The sequence below is a fragment of the Burkholderia stagnalis genome, from assembly GCF_039848545.1.
GTDB classification, from domain to species: Bacteria; Pseudomonadota; Gammaproteobacteria; order Burkholderiales; family Burkholderiaceae; genus Burkholderia; species Burkholderia stagnalis.
Genome location: NZ_CP156686.1, coordinates 2,952,272 through 2,968,822, shown reverse-complemented (window position 1 = coordinate 2,968,822; position 16,551 = coordinate 2,952,272). Strand labels below are relative to the sequence as shown.

Sequence of the window (16,551 nt, the reverse complement as noted above, 5' to 3'; positions counted from 1 at the left end):
TTCGGCAATTCATATAATCATCGCCGTCATTTTGTCGGACGGCATTACCCCACTCATTGCGGCATACCGAAACCTGGCGATCCGCCCGTCCGCGACCTATATTTAGCCGCATGGCTAACTTTAACCCCGGCATCAGCGACGTATTCCATGCGCTGTCCGACCCGACGCGCTGCGCGATCGTCAGCGCGCTCGGCCGCGGCGAGCAGACCGTTTCCGTGCTGGCGGCGCCGTTCTCGATGGCGCTGCCGTCCTTCATGAAGCACGTCGCGGTGCTCGAGCGCAGCGGCCTCGTCCGGACCCGCAAGACCGGGCGCGCGCGCACCTGTGCGCTGGTCGGCGGCCGGCTGTCGGAAGCGGAGCAGTGGCTCGCCGCGCAGCGCGCGACGTGGGAAGCCCGGTCCGACCGCATGGTCGAATTCGTCGAACGCCGTCATGCAGAGGAGCACGCCGATGTCAGCCCACCCCGCCGAACCCGCTGAAGCCAGCGACCTCGTCATTTCCCGCTTGCTGCGCGCGCCGCGCGGCGCGTTGTGGCTGGCGTGGACCGCCCCCGAACTGCTGAAGCAATGGTGGTGCCCGAAGCCGTGGACCACCGAAGTGCGCGCGTTCGAGCTGCGGCCCGGCGGCGCGTTCCACACGTTCATGCGCGGCCCCGAAGGCGGCACCAGCGACAACCCGGGCTGCTTCCTCGAGATCGTGCCCGAGTCGCGCATCGTGTTCACGTCGATGCTCACCGGCGGCTGGCGGCCGCACACGCCGTGGCTCGGGTTCACGGCCGTGATCACGATGCGCGACGATGACGCAGGCTGCCGCTACGAAGCCCGCGTGATGCATCCGGACGTCGCGACGCGCGAGCGCCACGAACAACTCGGCTTCTTCGACGGCTGGAATACCTGCATCACGCAACTCGACGAGCTGGCCGGCACGCTCGACTGACCGCGCACGCCCGGGGCGCGACGCCGGGCGTCGCGATGCGCCGCACGACTTGTGCTGCGCAAAACGCGCACGCATGCGACACTGCCCCGCATTCGCGCCGCCATGGGCGGCGCCTGCCCCGGACATGCACCAGAGGACCCTCGCGATGAGCACCGCGACCACCGCCACGTGGTATTTCGATTTCGTTTCGCCGTTTGCCTACCTGCAGCAGGAACAGTTCGACGCGCTGCCGCCGACGCTCGCGCTCGAACCGCGCCCGGTCGTGCTCGGCGCGCTGCTCGCGCACTGGGGACAAAAGGCGCCGGCCGAGATCGCGGCCAAGCGCGTGTTCATCTATCGCCACGCGCAGTACCGCGCCGACAAGCTCGGCATCCCGTTCCGGATGCCGCCCGCGCATCCGTTCAATCCGATCCGGCCGCTGCGCCTCGCGATCGCGATGGGCGGCTCACTCGACGTGATCCGGCGCATCTTCCGGCACATCTGGCGCGACGGACACGACGTCGCGTCGCCGGAAGGCTTCGCCGCGCTCTGCGATGCCGTCGGCTTTCCGGACGGCGTGAACGCCGTCGATGCGCCGGCCGTGAAGGACACGCTGCGCGCCTACACCGACCAGGCGATCGCGCACGGCGTGTTCGGCGTGCCGACGTTCGAATGGAGCGGCGAGCTGTTCTGGGGCGAGGATGCGACCGCGATGTTCGTCGACTGCGTCGCCTCGCGCGCGTGGCTCGACTCGCCCGAAGTCCAGCGCATCAGCGCGCTGCCGGAAGGAATCTGGCGCGGCTGATCCCGCCGGCCGGGCGGTTGCCGGTTGCCGGTTGCCGGTTGCCGGTTGCCGGTTGCCGGTTGCCGGTTGCCGGTTGCCGGTTGCCGGTTGCCGGTCGCCGGTCGCCGGTCGCCGGTCGCCGGTCGCCGGTCGCCGGTCGCCGGTCGCCGGTCGCCGATTGCCGGTTGCCGGTTGCCGGTTGCCGGTTGCCGGTTGCCGGTTGCCGGTTGCCGGTTGCCGGTCGCCGGTCGCCGATTGCCGATTGCCGATTGCCGATTGCCGGTCGCCGATTGCCGGTCGCCGATTGCCGATTGCCGGTTGCCGGTCGCCGGTCGCCGGTCGCCGATTGCCGGTCGCCACGCGCCGGCATCAGAGCGCGTGCCCGTCGACCAGCCCCGGCACCGCCTCCCGCATCATCGCGATGAACCGCACGAGCCGCGACGGATAGAACTGCGCGTGCGGATAGGTCAGGTAGACGGGCAGCGGCGCGGCCTCCCACTGCGGCGCGAGATGGACGAGACGCCCTTGCGCCAGCGCGTCCGCGAGCATCCACGACGAGCCGACGCAGGCGCCGACGCCCAGCAGCGCCGCGCTGCGCAGCGCATACAGGTTCGCGGTGCTGATGCGCGGGCGAATCGCGATGCGGCGCGTCTCGCCGGTCACCGCATGGCGCAGCGCCAGCTCGTTGCGGTAATACGTGCGCAGCGACAGCCACGGCAACGCGGCCAGCGCGTCGGGCTCGGCGGGCACCGGCGCACCGTTCAGCACCGACGGCGCGGCCACCACGAAGCGCGGCACCTTCGACAGCCGGATCGCGACCACGCCGGGATCGGTCGGCTCGCCGACCTGGATCGCGCAATCGATGCCGCTGCCGATGAAATCCCGCACTTCGTCCTGCAGCAGCCATTCGACCGACACGCGCGGGTAGTCGGCGAGAAAGCGCGCGAGCGGCCCGACGAAACGCTCCTGCCCGAATGCGTGCGGCACCGCCACCCGCAGCAGCCCTTCGGGCTCCTCCTGCGCGCCGCGCAGGTCGGCTTCGAACGCCGCCCAGCTCGCCAGCAGCTCCTTCGCGCGCTTGAAGCAGCGCTCGCCGTCGACGGTGAGCCGCATCGTGTGCGTCGTCCGCTGCAGCAGCCGCACGCCGAGCGAGCGCTCGAGCGCCTGCAGCCGGCGGCTGATCGTCGGCTGGGTCGTGTTCAACTGCGCGGCCGCCGCGGACAGGCTGCCCGATTCGACTATGCGCACGAAGGTTTCCATCAGCTCGAAACGATACCCGGCGCCCTCCACCGGATCGGTGCGATGGCGCTCAAGGCCTTGAGCAGCGGTATTTTCTGGGCTTTTTTCGTTCATACGTCTAGCGTATAACAAATCTGCACGGCACGGTACTACCGTCGCATCCAGCCTGTCGGCACACTCGCGTCCATCTCCTCACCTGACGAAGGACCCGATCATGTCCACCCCGACGAACCTCGATACCGCGGCCCGCCCGCCGCTTACCCCGCACCACGCCGCACCGCTCGGCCGCGGACTCGTGCTGCTGCTCGCCGCGGCGGCCGGCCTCGCGGTCGCCCCGCTCTACTACAGCCAGCCGATGCTCGGCGTGCTCGGCCCGGATCTCGGCGCGGGCGCCCGCGCGGTCGGCTTCGTGCCGACGCTCACGCAGCTCGGCTACGCGCTCGGCATCCTGCTGCTCGCGCCGCTCGGCGACCGCTTCGACCGCCGCCGCGTGATCCTGATCAAGGCCGCCGCGCTGGTCGGCGCGCTGCTGCTCGCCGCCGCCGCGCCGTCGATCGGCCTGCTGCTGGCCGCGAGCTTCGCGATCGGCCTGTCCGCGACGATGGCGCAGGACGTCGTGCCGGCCGCGGCGACGCTCGCGCACGACGCGCATCGCGGCCGGATGGTCGGCACGGTGATGACGGGCCTGCTGATGGGCATCCTGCTGTCGCGGGTGGTCGCCGGCTTCATCGCCGAGAACGTCGGCTGGCGCGCGATGTTCGTGATCGCCGCCGCGAGCGTCGCCGCGATCGGCGCCGTCGCCGCGCGCGGCCTGCCGCGCTTCGAACCGACCACGCGCCTGTCGTATCGCGCGCTGATCGGCTCGCTCGGCGAACTGTGGCGCCGTCATCCGGCGCTGCGGCGCGCGGCGCTCGCGCAAGGCGTGCTGTCGGTCGGCTTCAGCGCTTTCTGGTCGACGCTCGCGCTGATGCTGCATGGCGCGCCGTTCCATCTCGGCAGCGCCGCCGCCGGCGCGTTCGGCCTCGCCGGTGCGGCCGGCGCGCTCGCCGCGCCGATCGCGGGCCGCCTGGCCGACCGTCATGGGCCGGAATGGGTCACGCGGCTCGGCATCGGCATCGCGACGCTGTCGTTCGCGGCGATGGCATTCGCGCCGCTGCTGTCGACGCATGCGCAGCTCGGCCTGCTCGCGGCGGGCACGATCGGCTTCGACCTCGGCGTGCAGGCGACGCTGATCGCGCACCAGTCGATCGTGTACCGGATCGATCCGGCGTCGCGCAGCCGCCTGAATGCAGTGCTGTTCGTCGGCATGTTCATCGGCATGGCGGCCGGCGCCGCGATCGGCAGCCAGCTGCTCGCGCAACTGGGCTGGACCGCGGTGCTCGGGCTCGCCGTCACGACGTCGCTCGCCGCGCTCGCCGTGCGGATCTGGCGGCGCTGATCGGTCGACGCACGACGCGTCGATAAAATGCGCCCGGACGGGCAAGCGCCTCGCGCTTGCCCGTCTTTTCTTTTCATTTTCGATCGGTACGAGCGCAAACACGAGCGCGCGCGCCGCGCGCCAGGTTCACGCGCCCCGCTTGCCGCATGCGTTCATCCGATGCAATGCGCAGACCAATCGATCCGATTGTCCAGTTCACCCAAATATTTTTGGCATTTCCACGGCTGCGGTAGCGCCGCACACCGCCTTATCCGCGAACACCACGCCGGACGGCCCGCACGCATCCGGCCCCATGTCGCGCGACCCGTTTTATCAGGGGATTCCCGGTATTTTTTCCCATTTTCTTTGAAATTCCGGGTGGACATACTTGCCCCCCGTTGCGCTGCAGCCCGAGCGCGCCTTGAGTCCCGCCGGCCGCCATGTCATGCGCTGCACGTCCGCCGGGGCCGCAGACCATGAACGACTTCGACACCACGATCCAGCTCCACCTCACCCAGATCACGCTCAGCCCGCTGCTGAACCATGCGATCCGCGTCATCGCGGGCCTGTATACGTTCAAGGGCTTCGTGCTCGTTCCGATACTGTGCTGGCTCTGGTTCCAGCCCGGCCCGCATCGCGAACGGCAGCGCGAGATGATCGTCGCGACCGTCGCGAGCGGCCTGCTCGCGCTCGCCACGGGCCGGCTGCTCGCGAAGACCCTGCCGTTCCGCCTGCGCCCGATCTACAACCCCGATCTGCACCTGCACTTTCCGTCGGCGGAATTGCGCGAGGCGACCCTGCGGACCTGGAGTTCGTTTCCGAGCGACCACGCGATGCTGTGGATGGCGGTCGCGACCGGCATCTTCCTGATGTCGCGCCGCCTCGGCGTGCTTGCGCTGCTGTACACGGCCGTGTTCATCTGCCTGCCGCGCGCGTATCTCGGCTTTCACTATCCGACCGACCTGCTCGGCGGCGCCGCGATCGGCATCGCGATCACCTGGCTGATGACGCGCGATGCGATCCGCACGCGCTTCGCGCCGGCCGTGATGCACGGCATCCAGCGCTTTCCCGCGCCCGCCTATACGCTCGCGTTCCTGCTGTGCTTCGAGCTGATCACGCAGTTCGACGAACTGCTGACGCTCGCGCGCTCGGCATCGCACGCGCTGTGACCGGCATGCTGCCGCTGCTGCTGTCACGCCGAACCCGCGCGCGCTGCCGGGCGTGCGCGCCGGCATCCCGCCGCGCGGACGCCGGCCTGCCCGTCAATCGCGATCGGGTGCGCCGAGCGGAAAGAACGCGCGATACGGCCGCGCCTCGTCCACCGCGCGCGCAAACGACGGCCGCGCCAGCAGGCGCTGCCGGTACGCGATCACATGCGAGAACGACGGATCGATGCGATGGGTCCAGTCCGCATAGAACAGGAACGGCGCCGCGCCGCAATCGGCGAGGCTGAAGCGCGCGCCGGCCGCCCATTCGCGCTCCGCCATCCGGGCGTCGAGCCACGCATATGCGGTGTCGAGCATCGCGCGCGCATCGGCGACGCCGCGCGCGTCGCGTTCCGCCTGCGGGCGCAGCGCGTCGAGCACGATCTTCTGCTGCGGCGTCGACACGTAGTTGTCGAAGAAGCGATCCATCATCCGGACCTCCAGCGCCGCGTGCGGATCGTCGGGCAGCAGCCGGACGGGCCCCGGATGGTTCAGCCCGAGATACTCGATGATGATCGTCGCCTCGATGATCGTGCGGCCCGCATCGACCAGCACCGGAAAGCGCTTCATCGGCCACAGCGCGGCGAGTTCGCGCATCGGCGCCGGGTCGTCGTGCGCCAACAGGCGATAGTCGAACGGCGTGCCGTTTTCGTACAGCGCGGTCAGCACCTTCTGGCAATACGACGAGAAAGGATGGGCATACAGGGTCGGCAGCATCGGCGCTCCTCTTTCAGGTAGGGTCATACCGGCCGCGCCTGCGCGCCGCGACATGCGGCGCACATCGGCCGGTCAATACGACGACGAACGACACAGGCCGGAATCGACATCCGGCGATCAGGATTTCCGGCGCACGCGCGTACCCGGCTACAGCCGCCCGTTCACGACCGTGCGCCCGTCGGCCCGCCAGCGCAGCATGCCGCCGCCGAGATTCGCGACCGCGTCGAAGCCCGCCTGACGCAGGATCACGGTCGCCTGCGCGGACCGTCCGCCGGCCCGGCACACGGTCACGATCGGCCGCTCGCGCGCGAGTTCACCCGCGCGCGCGGCGAGTTCGCCGAGCGGGATCAGCGTCGCGTCCGGAATGTGCCCGAGCGGCCCGGTGAATTCGGCGCTCTCGCGCACGTCGACGACCTGCACCGCGTGCAGGTGATCCTCGAGCCATTGCGGATCGATTTCCCAGAAACCCGCGAACGTATAGACGAGCGGCGCCCAGCCGGGCTCGGCCTGCTGCTCGGGCGCGCTCGCCGCGAAACCGCACTGCAGGTTCGCCGGCACCGCGACGTCGATCTGGCGCGGGTGCGGCAGCCCGAGGTTCGTCATGTAGCCGGCGAAATCGTCCTCGCTGAGATCGCCGCCGAGGCGCGGGTTGAAGCGCCGCTCCTCGCCGACGCTCGTCACGGTCAGCCCGCGATAGTCGTGCGCCGGATACAGCAGGCACGCCTGCGGCAGCGTGAAGATCCGGCCGTGCACCGCGCGATACATCGCGCGCGGGTCGCCCTGCTGGAAATCGGTGCGCCCGGTGCCGCGGATCAGCAGGCAGTCGCCGGTGAACGCCATCGATTCGTCGTCGAGCACGAGGCTGATGCAGCCGTTGGTGTGGCCCGGCGTCGCGCGCACGGTCAGGTAGCGGCCGCCGAACGCGCACTGGTCGCCGTCGCGCAGATAGCGGTCCGCCCCTTGCGCGCCGCTCGCCGCGGAAAAGCCGATCGCGCTGCCGGTGCGCTGCTTCAGCAGCCACGCGCCCGTCACGTGGTCGGCGTGCACGTGCGTATCGATGGTCATGACCAGCCGCAGGTCGAGTTCGTCGAGCAGCGCCGCGTCGCGCCGCACCTGCTCGAACACCGGATCGATCAGCAGCGCTTCGCGCGATGCGCGATCGGCGAGCAGATACGTATAGGTAGACGATTGTGGATCGAAGAGTTGCCTGAAGATCATCACGATGCCGCTCCGCCGCCTGTCCATGCCCGGCGCGCGCGCCTCGCGCCGCCCCGCCTATCCTCGCCCGCGCGAATCGGCCGCCGCCTTGCCGGCCCGGCCGATTCGCGCCCCCGTCATGCCGTCGCGCGCCGCGTCAGCGCGGCTGCGTGACGTACCGCAGGTACGGCTTCAGCGTCCTGAAGCCCTGCGGATACTTCTTCTTCGCATCGTCGTCGGACACCGACGTCGGAATGATGACATCGTCGCCCGGCCGCCAGTTCACCGGCGTCGCCACCGTGTGCTGCGCGTTCAACTGCAGCGAATCGAGCAGGCGCATCACCTCGTCGAAATTGCGGCCCGCGCTCATCGGGTACACCAGCATCGCCTTGACCTTCTTGTCCGGCCCGATGATGAACACCGAGCGCACCGTCGCGTTGTCGACCGCGGTGCGCGGCCCGCCGCCCGCGTTCGGATGGATCATGTCGTACAGCTTCGCGACCACCAGGTTGTCGTCGCCGATCATCGGATAGTTGATCGCGTGCCCCTGCGTCTCCTCGATGTCCTTCACCCACCGCTGGTGATCGCTGACGGGGTCGACGGAGAGCCCGATGATCTTCGTATTGCGCTTGTCGAATTCCGGCTTGAGCCCGGCCATGTAGCCGAGTTCGGTCGTGCACACCGGCGTGAAGTCCTTCGGATGCGAGAACAGGATCGCCCAGTGGTCGCCGATCCACTCGTGAAAGCGGATCGTGCCCTCGGTCGTCTCCGCGGTGAAATCGGGGGCTTCTTCTCCTAGTCGAATCGACATTTCGTCCTCCATGACATGGAACCCTCATGACGCCCGCGCCGCGGTCGGCGCGGCCGCGCCCTGATTCGTCGAACGTGGGTGTGACGATCGCCGCGAGGCCCGCCCCGTGGCCACGGGGCGGATCGGCGCGCCGGCGGGCGGGCACGCGGCCCGCGCGCGGCGCGCCGCGCAATCGTCCTGACACGGGACACCGGCCGGCACGCGCCGTGCCCCGCGCGCTTATAGCGTAGGTCAAATTGCGCGCGCCACGGCCGGCAGTTCGCCGCGGGCATGGCGCGCGGCGGGCGTGGGACGGCCGCATCGCACCGCCTATACTTTTTGCATCGACACCCCGGCGCGCGCCGCGCGTCCGGCCGTTTCCTTTCCTGTGAGGAGACCATCATGGCCCGCCGCTACATCGATTGCCGCGAGTTTCCCAGCGACATGAACTGTTCGGTCGCGATTTCGGCCGATTCCGACGGCGAACTGCTGGAGGCCGCCGTCCAGCATGCGGTCACGGTGCACCAGCACACCGACTCGCCCGAATTGCGCACGCAACTGAAGGCGCTGTTCCGCGACGGCACGCCGCCCGCCGACGCGCCCCGCAGCGCGTGAGCAGGCATCCGCGCCGCGCCGGCTGACTGTCCGCCGCAGATCTCCCCTTTCCGCCTTCCGATCGCTCCCCGCCGCGCCGGCATCCCCCGCCGGCCGGCGACTGTCGCGCGCAATGCCGACGCGCACCGTCCCGAACCGATGCGCGCGCAACGATACGCCCATGTAACGCGCACGTTCGCGCGCGGCCCGGCGACGCCCGCCGCGCCCGCCGCATACGGCGCGTGAGCGATGCCACAGGCCCTCGCTTTCGCGCGTGGATCACGCGTGAAACGTTTTTTCCGCGTTGTGCCGCAGCAGCCGTCGCGAGAAATGAAATTCCCCAATTGAATCATCATGTTATCGCATTTGGCACGTTGCTCGCTTACCTCCTGGAACAGGTTCGCACGCAGGTGACGCCGGCATAAACACGCCGTCCCGGTCACGCTGGCTGCAACCGGGCGGCATCGCGTATGCCGCGTCAGAACAGGCCGCAGGCCTGCAAGGGAGATCCGTTTCGCCGAACCCGACGAATCCGGGGGCCGCTGCCGGCGCGATGCGCCGGGCAGGCCACCTGGCGGATGGTCGTTTTTGCAACGCGTCGAACAACGCGAGTCGTTTCAGGAGGAAGCCATGAAAGTGCGAGGAACCCATGGGTCGCTGCGCGTATGGAGCGCCGTGCTGACCGGTCTTTGTGCAGCCGTCGTCACAGTCGCCGCACTCGGTTCGCAGGCGGCCTTCGCCGGCCCGAAACGTCAAACGGGCCACGGCTCGCTGCCCTCCAAAGGGAACATACCGGCCAAGTTCGAGACGCTGCCGTCCGGCCCGCATCCGAGCGAAGTGAAGAACGCAGGCAAGTTCAAGCCGCAACAACTATAGGCATCACGCGGAAGTCATTGTCGGGGAAGGATTCAGTCATTTCGATTACCGATGCGTGAGGTTTGCCATGAGTGCAATGCGAACGTTATTCCGCTCCCCCGGGCCATTGGCGCGCGGGCTGGCCGCCGCCGGACTCTGTGCCGCGGCGCAGGTCGCGCAGGCCGTCCCGCTGGATGCGCTGATCGACCTGAAGGTGCTGGTGCTCGCCAGCCAGCAGGCCGGCAACACCCCTGAACTGCAGGCGACGCAGACGATCCTCGACCGCCTGGGCGTGCCGTACACCATCTACAGCTACGACACGAACAACCCGACGCTGCCGCCGCTCGAAACCGGCAACCATGCGATGTATCAAGGCATCATCATGCCGGTCAGCGACGCGCGCTACATGAACCCGTTCGGCGCGAACGCGCTGGCCACGACGCTCGCGCGCTACCAGTTCAAGTACAACGTGCGGCTCGCGAGCGTCTACACGTGGCCGGGCGACACGGGCTGCATGCAGTACGTCGGCTACCGCGATACGACCGCGTCGCCGCTCAACACGACGCTGACGACGACCGGCAAGACGCTGTTCCCGTACATGAACGCCGGCTCGACCACCGCCAATCCGCTGGTCGTGCAGAACGCGTGGACCTACTTCATGTCGCCGGCGAGCCCGCTGCCGGCCGGCACGACCACGACGACGCAGATCCAGGGCACGGCGTCGACCGGCGTCACCTATTCGGTCGCGTCGACCTGCCTGTTCGGCAATACCACGCCGCTCGCGGGCGACAGCACGTCGCGCGAGATCATGGCGGTGTCGTTCGACAACAACCCGTTCCTGATGCACTCGCTGACGCTGTCGTACGGCATCGTCAACTGGGTCACGCGCGGGCTGTTCGTCGGCGTCCGGCACACGTACATGGATCCGCAATTCGACGACCTCGGCATTCCGGACGAAATCTACCCGTATGCGCAGTCCGACCTGACCGGCCTGTGGTACGACGTGCGGACCGGCAAGACGACCAACACGAGCCCTCCCGGCCAGTGCCCGCTCGGCAGCCCGCCCGGATCGGTCAACCCGAGCACCGGCACGACCGCATGCGAATACCGGATGGTCGGCACCGACTTCGACAACGCGATGAACTGGCAGGACACCGTCAACGCCAATACGGCGAACGCGGGCGCGCTGAAGTTCACGATGGCGTTCAACGGTTCGGGCTTCAGCACGGATTTCGGCGGTCTCGGCAACTACCCGGCCACCGGCACCGATACGCTGACCACCGAGACCAACGCGAACGAGTTCGAGTTCAAGTGGATCACGCACACGTACGACCATGCGCTGCTCGATCCGCCGTTCACGACGACGGCCGCGCAGGTCACGACCGAGTTGCAGAGCAACCACGCCGTCGCCCAGTCGTTCGGGTTCGAGAAGTACAACAAGACCGTCATCGTCACGCCGGAGATTTCCGGGCTGTACAACGCGACGACGCTCGGTGCGCTCCGGTCGTTCGGCGTGACGACACTCGTGTCCGATTCGTCGAAGCCGACGCCGCCGGTCGGCACGCCGAATTGCCCGACCAACAACAACGGCGTCATATGGCCGCTGCCGCCGTTCAACGCGGGCAAGTTCAACTGCGTGAACCAGAACATCTTCGAGATCCCGCGCTACGCGACCGCGCTGTTCTACAACGTGTCGCAGCCGGCGGAATGGGTCGCCGAGTACAACTACTTCTATGGCGCGAACGGCATCGACCCGACACGCTGGGGCTTCGACCTGAACTACACGCAGGTGCTGGACAAGGTGTCCGATACGCTGGTGAGCTACCTGCTCACGTACGACGTCCGGCCGCTGATGTTCCATCAGTCGAACCTGCGCAGTTACAGCGGGACGAGTTCGCTGGCCGGTGACCTGCTGAACGCGGTGCTCACGAAGTACAACAAGTTCTACAAGGGCCTGCCGATCCGCAGTCCGTACCTGTCCGACTCGGGCACGCTCGGCCGGCAGCGGCTGGTGTTCAACTCGTCGAACGTGGCGGCCACGCTGAAGCCCGGCGTGTCGATCACGCTCAGCGCGTCGCGCACCGACGGGCAGTCGGTCGTGGTGCCGATCACCGGCGTGACGTTCGGCACCGTGCATGAGACGTATGGCGGCCAGAGCAACTCCACGATCACGCTGCTTCCGGCCACCGCCTATACGACGTTGATTACGCCGGCACCGGTCTGGCAATAGCTTGCCGAAAGGCATGACCGCGCTCGGAGGCGCGAGTTGACGACGCCCGCCGCAAGGCGGGCGTTTTTTTGTCTGCGGATCGCGGATCGCGGGCTGGGGCTGGGGCTGGGGCCGGGCAGCGTCGTTGGGCCATGCGCGAATCTGTGAAACAATCGCGCTTCGCTTTCAGCCGGAATCCGGCGCCCCAGCCAAGGAGCCTGTCGATGATCACCTCGGGAAGCTGTCACTGCGGCAACCTTTCTTTCGCGCTCGACTGGCGCGAGGCCGCGCCGCGCATCGCGGCGCGTTCCTGCACCTGTTCGTTTTGCCGCAAGCATGGCGGCACCTGGACGTCCTGCCCGTCCGGCGCGCTGGAAATCACCGTGAAAGACCCGGCGCGGGTCGGCACGTATGCGTTCGGCACGGGCACCGCGCAGTTCCACGTGTGCGCGACGTGCGGCGTCGTGCCGGTCGTGACGAGCGAAGTGGACGGCCGGCTCTACGGGGTCGTCAACGTCAACGCATTCGACGGGGTCGACGCGTCGCTCATCGATCCGCCCACGGCGGGTTCGTTCGACGGGGAAAGCACGGATGAACGCCTCGCGCGCCGCAAGCGCAACTGGATACCGGATGTCGTGTTCCGCCACGTCTCATCCGCGTGAACACCTGAACAGGGCCCGGCCGACATGTCGATGACGATCGATCCGAAGCAGGCCGCCGCGCTGCTGGCCGTCGCCGACACCGGCAGCTTCGAGCAGGCCGCGGTGCGCCTGCACGTGACCGCGTCCGCCGTCACCCAGCGCGTGCGCGCGCTGGAAGCGAGCCTCGGCACGCCGCTCGTGCTGCGCACGCGGCCGTGCCGGCCGACCGTTGCGGGGCAGCGCGTGCTGCAGCACCTGCGCCGCGTCGCGCTGCTGCAGGCCGACCTGCAGAGCGCGCTCGCGGTCGAGCGCGAATCGCCGATCTCCGTCACGATCGCGCTCAATTCCGACAGCCTCGGCACCTGGTTCCTGCCCGCGCTGACGTCGGTGCTCGCCGGCGAACGCATCCTGTTCGAGCTGATCGTCGAAGACCAGGATCACACGTTCGCGTTGCTCGAAAGCGGGATGGCGGTGGGCTGCGTGACGACCGAACCGAAGCCGATGCGCGGCTGCGTCGCGACGCCGCTCGGCACGATGCGCTACCGGCTGCTGGCCGCGTCGGCGTTCGCCGCGCGCTGGTTCCCGCGCGGGCTCAGCCGCGCCAGCGCGCGCCGTGCGCCGGTCGTCGCCTATTCGCGGCGCGACACGCTGCAGTCGTCGTTCCTGGAAGAGAAATTCGGGTTGCCCGTCGGCGCATACCCGTGCCACTACGTGCCCGGCACGCACGCGCATTTCGCCGCCGTGCAGCACGGGCTCGGCTACGCGATGGTGCCGGCGCCGCTGCTCGGCGACGCGCCGCTCGACGCGCAGGGCCTCGTCGATCTCGCGCCCGCGCATCCGACCGACGTCACGCTGTACTGGCACGCGTGGACGGTGCAGTCGCCGGCGATGGCGTCGCTGTCCGCGCGCGTCGTCGAGGCGGCGCGGCGGCTGCTCGCGCCGCTTGCGCGCTGAAGCCGCCGCTTTGCGCTTGCGCGCGCCGCGTTCCCGCGTTGTTCCCGCGTTGTTCCCGCGTTGTTCCCGCGTTGTTCCCGCGTTGTTCCCGCGTTGTTCCCGCGTTGTTCCCGCGTTGTTCCCGCGTTGTTCCCGCGTTGTTCCCGCGGTGTTCTCCGTGGTGCTCCCGCTACGCGCGGCGCTGCGCGAAATACCCGCCGACCGCGCTGACGAACGTATCGATGTCGGCGCGCGACACATCGCAGTGCGTGACGAAACGCGATGCATAGAGCATCTGCGTGAGGATCCCGCGTTCCTTCAACCACGCCTCGAGCGACACGCAGTCAGCTTCCGGGAATTGCGCGAACACCATGTTCGTCGCATGCGACAGCACCTTCACCTCGTCGATGCGTGCCAGCCCTTCGGCCAGATGCGCGGCGTTCGCGTGATCGTCCGCGAGCCGTTCGACGTTGTGCTCGAGCGCATACAGGCACGCGGCGGCGAGAATCCCCGCCTGCCGCATCCCGCCGCCGAGCACCTTGCGCCAGCGGTGCGCGCGCTCGAGCAGCGGCCGGCTGCCGACCAGCACCGAACCGACCGGCGCGCCGAGCCCTTTCGAGAAGCAGATCGACACCGTGTCGAACGGCGCACACACGTCCGCGATCGTGCGGCGCGACGCGACCGCCGCATTGCACACGCGCGCGCCGTCGAGATGCGTGGCGAGCCCGCGGTCGCGCGCGACCGCGACGGCCGCCTCCGCATAGCCCGTCGGCAGCACCCGGCCGCCGATCGTGTTCTCCAGCGCAAGCAGGCGCGTGCGCGCGAAATGGTTGTCGATCGGCTTGATCGCCGCGACGATCTTGTCGATCGGCAGCGAGCCGTCGAGCGCGTTCTCGATCGGCTGCGGCTGGATGCTGCCGAGCACCGCCGCGCCGCCGCCTTCGTACTTGTAGGTGTGCGCGAGCTGGCCGACGATGTATTCGTCGCCGCGCTCGCAATGCGCCATCAGCGCAGCCAGGTTGCTCTGCGTGCCGCTCGGAAAGAACAGGCCGGCCTCCTTGCCGGCGCGCTCGGCGACTGCCGCCTGCAGGCGCAGCACGGTCGGGTCGTCGCCCCACACGTCGTCGCCGACTTCGGCGGCAGTCATGGCGGCAAGCATTGCGGGGCTCGGACGTGTAACGGTATCGCTGCGTAGATCGATCATCGCTGTTCCCTGAGTAAACGCGGGCCGGCACGGGCCCCGCCAAAGCAAGACCCAGAGTGTACGCAATTCACCGCGCGCACGCCGGCCCCGGCGGCGCGCGCATGCGTGACGGACGAATGTGCGGAAATGGACGGCCGGCCGGGACGATCGCGCGGCCCGCCGGCCGTTCCCGATGATGCGACGCGCCATATTGACGCAGGTGCGGCGGCCCGCCGCGCCCCGCGCGCCACGGCGCATTTCGCGATCTTGATACGAATCAACGATTTAACGCGACAGCGCCGCGCGGGGGCTGGACATCTGCGACGAGTTGGCGCATTTCGCGCCGCAACATCGCGTTCCATACTCCAGCCAACCCTGCCACCGTCATCGGCCAGGGTCCGCCGGCAGCCCCGCCGGCGGGTATCGACAGCTTCGGTCAACTGGTATGGATACCGCATTTTCGGCCCTCGATCTGGCCCGCCTGCAATTCGCGTTCACCGTCTCCTTTCACATCGTCTTCCCGGCGCTCAGCATCGGCCTCGCGAGCTTCATCGCCGTGCTCGAATACCGCTGGCTCAAGACGGGCAAGCAGTACTACAAAACCCTCTGCCTCTTCTGGTCGAAGATCTTCGCCGTCGCGTTCGGGATGGGCGTCGTCTCCGGCGTGGTGATGAGCTATCAGTTCGGCACCAACTGGTCCGGCTTCTCGAGCTTCGCCGGCTCGGTCACCGGGCCGCTGCTGATGTACGAGGTCATGACCGCCTTCTTCCTCGAAGCCGGCTTCCTCGGCATCATGCTGTTCGGCTGGAACCGCGTGAGCCCGCGCGCGCACTTCGGCGCGACGCTGATGGTCGCGATCGGCACGCTGATCTCGACCTTCTGGATCCTCGCGTCGAACAGCTGGATGCAGACGCCGCAGGGCTTCGAGATCGTCGACGGCCGCATCGTGCCGACCGACTGGTTCGCGATCATCTTCAACCCGTCGTTCCCGTACCGCCTGCTGCACATGGCGATCGCCGCGTTCATCGTGGCCGCGCTGGTGGTTGCCGCGACCGGCGCGTGGCACCTGCTGAAGGGCCGCCGCGACAAGGGCGTGAAGAAGATGTTCTCGATGGCGCTGTGGCTGCTGCTGGTGCTCGCGCCGGTGCAGGCGCTGATCGGCGACCAGCACGGCATCAACACGCTGAACCACCAGCCGGCGAAGATCGCCGCGATCGAAGGGCTGTGGGAAACCGAGAAGGGCGGCACGCCGCTGAACCTGTTCGGCATCCCGGACATGGAAGCCGAGACGACCCGCTACGCGGTGAAGGTGCCGCACCTCGGCAGCCTGATCCTCACGCACAGCTGGGACGGCGAGATCCGCGGCCTGAAGGAATTCGCGCCGGAAGACCGGCCGAACTCGACGGTCGTGTTCTGGAGCTTCCGGATCATGGTCGGCCTCGGCATCGCGATGATCGGCCTCGCCGCGCTCGCATGGCTGCTGCGCCGCCGCGGCCGCCTGTATGAATCGAAATGGTTCCAGCGCTTCGCGCTCGTGATGGGCCCGACCGGCTTCGTGTCGCTGCTCGCCGGCTGGGTGACGACCGAAGCGGGCCGCCAGCCGTGGGTCGTGTACGGCGTGATGCGCACCGCGCATGCGGTGTCGCCGCTCACCGCGCAGCAGGTCAGCATCTCGATGATGACGTTCGTGGTCGTGTACTTCCTCGTGTTCGGCACCGGCGTCTACTACATGCTCAAGCTGATGAAGGCCGGCCCCGCGCTGCCCGACGTCAAGCATGACGACACGCCCGACACGCGCCCCGACCACACCGCGCGCCGCCCGATGTCGGCCGTCGACGAGCTGATCGAGACCGTCTGAACGGCCCACCCCCT

16 protein-coding genes are annotated in these 16,551 nt (G+C 68.6%); 11 read left to right on the top strand and 5 right to left on the bottom strand.

Features of this window, described 5'->3' with window-relative positions:
* The first annotated feature begins 110 nt into the window (after nucleotides 1-110).
* From ABFO07_RS29980 to ABFO07_RS29970, 3 genes are all read left to right on the top strand, one after another.
* Nucleotides 111-479, top strand: a complete 369-nt coding sequence (locus ABFO07_RS29980; protein WP_347469253.1) for an ArsR/SmtB family transcription factor — start codon at nucleotides 111-113, stop codon at nucleotides 477-479.
* On the top strand, nucleotides 451-936 hold the full coding sequence (locus ABFO07_RS29975; protein WP_347469251.1) for an SRPBCC family protein: 486 nt from the start codon (nucleotides 451-453) through the stop codon (nucleotides 934-936). The genes ABFO07_RS29980 and ABFO07_RS29975 overlap by 29 nt, the downstream gene beginning before the upstream one ends.
* A gap of 145 nt (nucleotides 937-1,081) precedes the next feature.
* Nucleotides 1,082-1,720, top strand: a complete 639-nt coding sequence (locus tag ABFO07_RS29970) for a 2-hydroxychromene-2-carboxylate isomerase (RefSeq protein ID WP_059565162.1) — start codon at nucleotides 1,082-1,084, stop codon at nucleotides 1,718-1,720.
* A gap of 348 nt (nucleotides 1,721-2,068) precedes the next feature.
* Here ABFO07_RS29970 and ABFO07_RS29965 read toward each other — a convergent pair whose 3' ends face one another.
* A complete protein-coding gene (locus ABFO07_RS29965; protein WP_347469249.1) occupies nucleotides 2,069-3,052 on the bottom strand; it encodes a LysR family transcriptional regulator in 984 nt (327 codons plus the stop codon).
* A 100-nt stretch (nucleotides 3,053-3,152) separates the two neighbouring features.
* On the opposite strand from ABFO07_RS29965, the gene ABFO07_RS29960 reads away from it, so the two are divergent.
* Entirely contained in the window at nucleotides 3,153-4,376 is a 1,224-nt protein-coding gene (locus ABFO07_RS29960; RefSeq protein WP_059801285.1) for an MFS transporter, read from the top strand.
* 455 nt (nucleotides 4,377-4,831) lie between these two features.
* Nucleotides 4,832-5,524 (top strand): phosphatase PAP2 family protein, encoded by a 693-nt coding sequence (locus tag ABFO07_RS29955; protein ID WP_059879409.1) that lies wholly within the window; start codon nucleotides 4,832-4,834, stop codon nucleotides 5,522-5,524.
* A 93-nt stretch (nucleotides 5,525-5,617) separates the two neighbouring features.
* Here ABFO07_RS29955 and ABFO07_RS29950 read toward each other — a convergent pair whose 3' ends face one another.
* The 3 genes from ABFO07_RS29950 to ABFO07_RS29940 all read right to left on the bottom strand — a co-directional run bounded on the left by ABFO07_RS29950 (nucleotide 5,618) and on the right by ABFO07_RS29940 (nucleotide 8,285).
* On the bottom strand, nucleotides 5,618-6,277 hold the full coding sequence (locus ABFO07_RS29950; RefSeq protein ID WP_347469246.1) for a glutathione S-transferase family protein: 660 nt from the start codon (nucleotides 6,275-6,277) through the stop codon (nucleotides 5,618-5,620).
* Nucleotides 6,278-6,424: 147 nt separating this feature from the next.
* Nucleotides 6,425-7,495 (bottom strand): rhodanese-like domain-containing protein, encoded by a 1,071-nt coding sequence (locus tag ABFO07_RS29945; RefSeq protein WP_059801281.1) that lies wholly within the window; start codon nucleotides 7,493-7,495, stop codon nucleotides 6,425-6,427.
* Between the two features lie 136 nt (nucleotides 7,496-7,631).
* The gene (locus tag ABFO07_RS29940; protein ID WP_059801392.1) at nucleotides 7,632-8,285 is read right to left on the bottom strand and encodes a peroxiredoxin; all 654 of its coding nucleotides are present in this window, start codon (nucleotides 8,283-8,285) and stop codon (nucleotides 7,632-7,634) included.
* 381 nt (nucleotides 8,286-8,666) lie between these two features.
* On the opposite strand from ABFO07_RS29940, the gene ABFO07_RS29935 reads away from it, so the two are divergent.
* From ABFO07_RS29935 to ABFO07_RS29915, 5 genes are all read left to right on the top strand, one after another.
* Nucleotides 8,667-8,879: a DUF1059 domain-containing protein gene (locus ABFO07_RS29935; protein WP_059958103.1), complete on the top strand. Its 213-nt coding sequence runs from the start codon at nucleotides 8,667-8,669 to the stop codon at nucleotides 8,877-8,879.
* Nucleotides 8,880-9,446: 567 nt separating this feature from the next.
* A complete protein-coding gene (locus ABFO07_RS29930) occupies nucleotides 9,447-9,734 on the top strand; it encodes a hypothetical protein (RefSeq protein WP_230942221.1) in 288 nt (95 codons plus the stop codon).
* Nucleotides 9,735-9,810: 76 nt separating this feature from the next.
* The gene (locus ABFO07_RS29925; RefSeq protein ID WP_230942220.1) at nucleotides 9,811-11,943 is read left to right on the top strand and encodes a hypothetical protein; all 2,133 of its coding nucleotides are present in this window, start codon (nucleotides 9,811-9,813) and stop codon (nucleotides 11,941-11,943) included.
* Between the two features lie 203 nt (nucleotides 11,944-12,146).
* A complete protein-coding gene (locus ABFO07_RS29920) occupies nucleotides 12,147-12,584 on the top strand; it encodes a GFA family protein (protein WP_059565139.1) in 438 nt (145 codons plus the stop codon).
* A 24-nt stretch (nucleotides 12,585-12,608) separates the two neighbouring features.
* The gene (locus ABFO07_RS29915) at nucleotides 12,609-13,517 is read left to right on the top strand and encodes an HTH-type transcriptional regulator ArgP (RefSeq protein ID WP_060148852.1); all 909 of its coding nucleotides are present in this window, start codon (nucleotides 12,609-12,611) and stop codon (nucleotides 13,515-13,517) included.
* A 169-nt stretch (nucleotides 13,518-13,686) separates the two neighbouring features.
* Here ABFO07_RS29915 and ltaE read toward each other — a convergent pair whose 3' ends face one another.
* Nucleotides 13,687-14,700: a low-specificity L-threonine aldolase gene (ltaE, locus tag ABFO07_RS29910; RefSeq protein WP_060148851.1), complete on the bottom strand. Its 1,014-nt coding sequence runs from the start codon at nucleotides 14,698-14,700 to the stop codon at nucleotides 13,687-13,689.
* A gap of 424 nt (nucleotides 14,701-15,124) precedes the next feature.
* On the opposite strand from ltaE, the gene ABFO07_RS29905 reads away from it, so the two are divergent.
* Nucleotides 15,125-16,537 carry a cytochrome ubiquinol oxidase subunit I gene (locus ABFO07_RS29905; RefSeq protein ID WP_347469243.1) on the top strand — a complete coding sequence of 471 codons (1,413 nt, stop codon included), beginning with the start codon at nucleotides 15,125-15,127 and terminating at the stop codon, nucleotides 16,535-16,537.
* The last annotated feature ends 14 nt before the right edge of the window (nucleotides 16,538-16,551 follow it).

Coding starts and splice junctions, on each gene's coding strand:
- ABFO07_RS29980 (WP_347469253.1), top strand. CDS start 111: ATGGCTAACTTTAACCCCGGCATCAGCGACGTATTCCATGCGCTGTCC.
- ABFO07_RS29975 (WP_347469251.1), top strand. CDS start 451: ATGTCAGCCCACCCCGCCGAACCCGCTGAAGCCAGCGACCTCGTCATT.
- ABFO07_RS29970 (WP_059565162.1), top strand. CDS start 1,082: ATGAGCACCGCGACCACCGCCACGTGGTATTTCGATTTCGTTTCGCCG.
- ABFO07_RS29965 (WP_347469249.1), bottom strand. CDS start 3,052: ATGAACGAAAAAAGCCCAGAAAATACCGCTGCTCAAGGCCTTGAGCGC.
- ABFO07_RS29960 (WP_059801285.1), top strand. CDS start 3,153: ATGTCCACCCCGACGAACCTCGATACCGCGGCCCGCCCGCCGCTTACC.
- ABFO07_RS29955 (WP_059879409.1), top strand. CDS start 4,832: ATGAACGACTTCGACACCACGATCCAGCTCCACCTCACCCAGATCACG.
- ABFO07_RS29950 (WP_347469246.1), bottom strand. CDS start 6,277: ATGCTGCCGACCCTGTATGCCCATCCTTTCTCGTCGTATTGCCAGAAG.
- ABFO07_RS29945 (WP_059801281.1), bottom strand. CDS start 7,495: ATGATCTTCAGGCAACTCTTCGATCCACAATCGTCTACCTATACGTAT.
- ABFO07_RS29940 (WP_059801392.1), bottom strand. CDS start 8,285: ATGTCGATTCGACTAGGAGAAGAAGCCCCCGATTTCACCGCGGAGACG.
- ABFO07_RS29935 (WP_059958103.1), top strand. CDS start 8,667: ATGGCCCGCCGCTACATCGATTGCCGCGAGTTTCCCAGCGACATGAAC.
- ABFO07_RS29925 (WP_230942220.1), top strand. CDS start 9,811: ATGCGAACGTTATTCCGCTCCCCCGGGCCATTGGCGCGCGGGCTGGCC.
- ABFO07_RS29920 (WP_059565139.1), top strand. CDS start 12,147: ATGATCACCTCGGGAAGCTGTCACTGCGGCAACCTTTCTTTCGCGCTC.
- ABFO07_RS29915 (WP_060148852.1), top strand. CDS start 12,609: ATGTCGATGACGATCGATCCGAAGCAGGCCGCCGCGCTGCTGGCCGTC.
- ltaE (WP_060148851.1), bottom strand. CDS start 14,700: ATGATCGATCTACGCAGCGATACCGTTACACGTCCGAGCCCCGCAATG.
- ABFO07_RS29905 (WP_347469243.1), top strand. CDS start 15,125: ATGGATACCGCATTTTCGGCCCTCGATCTGGCCCGCCTGCAATTCGCG.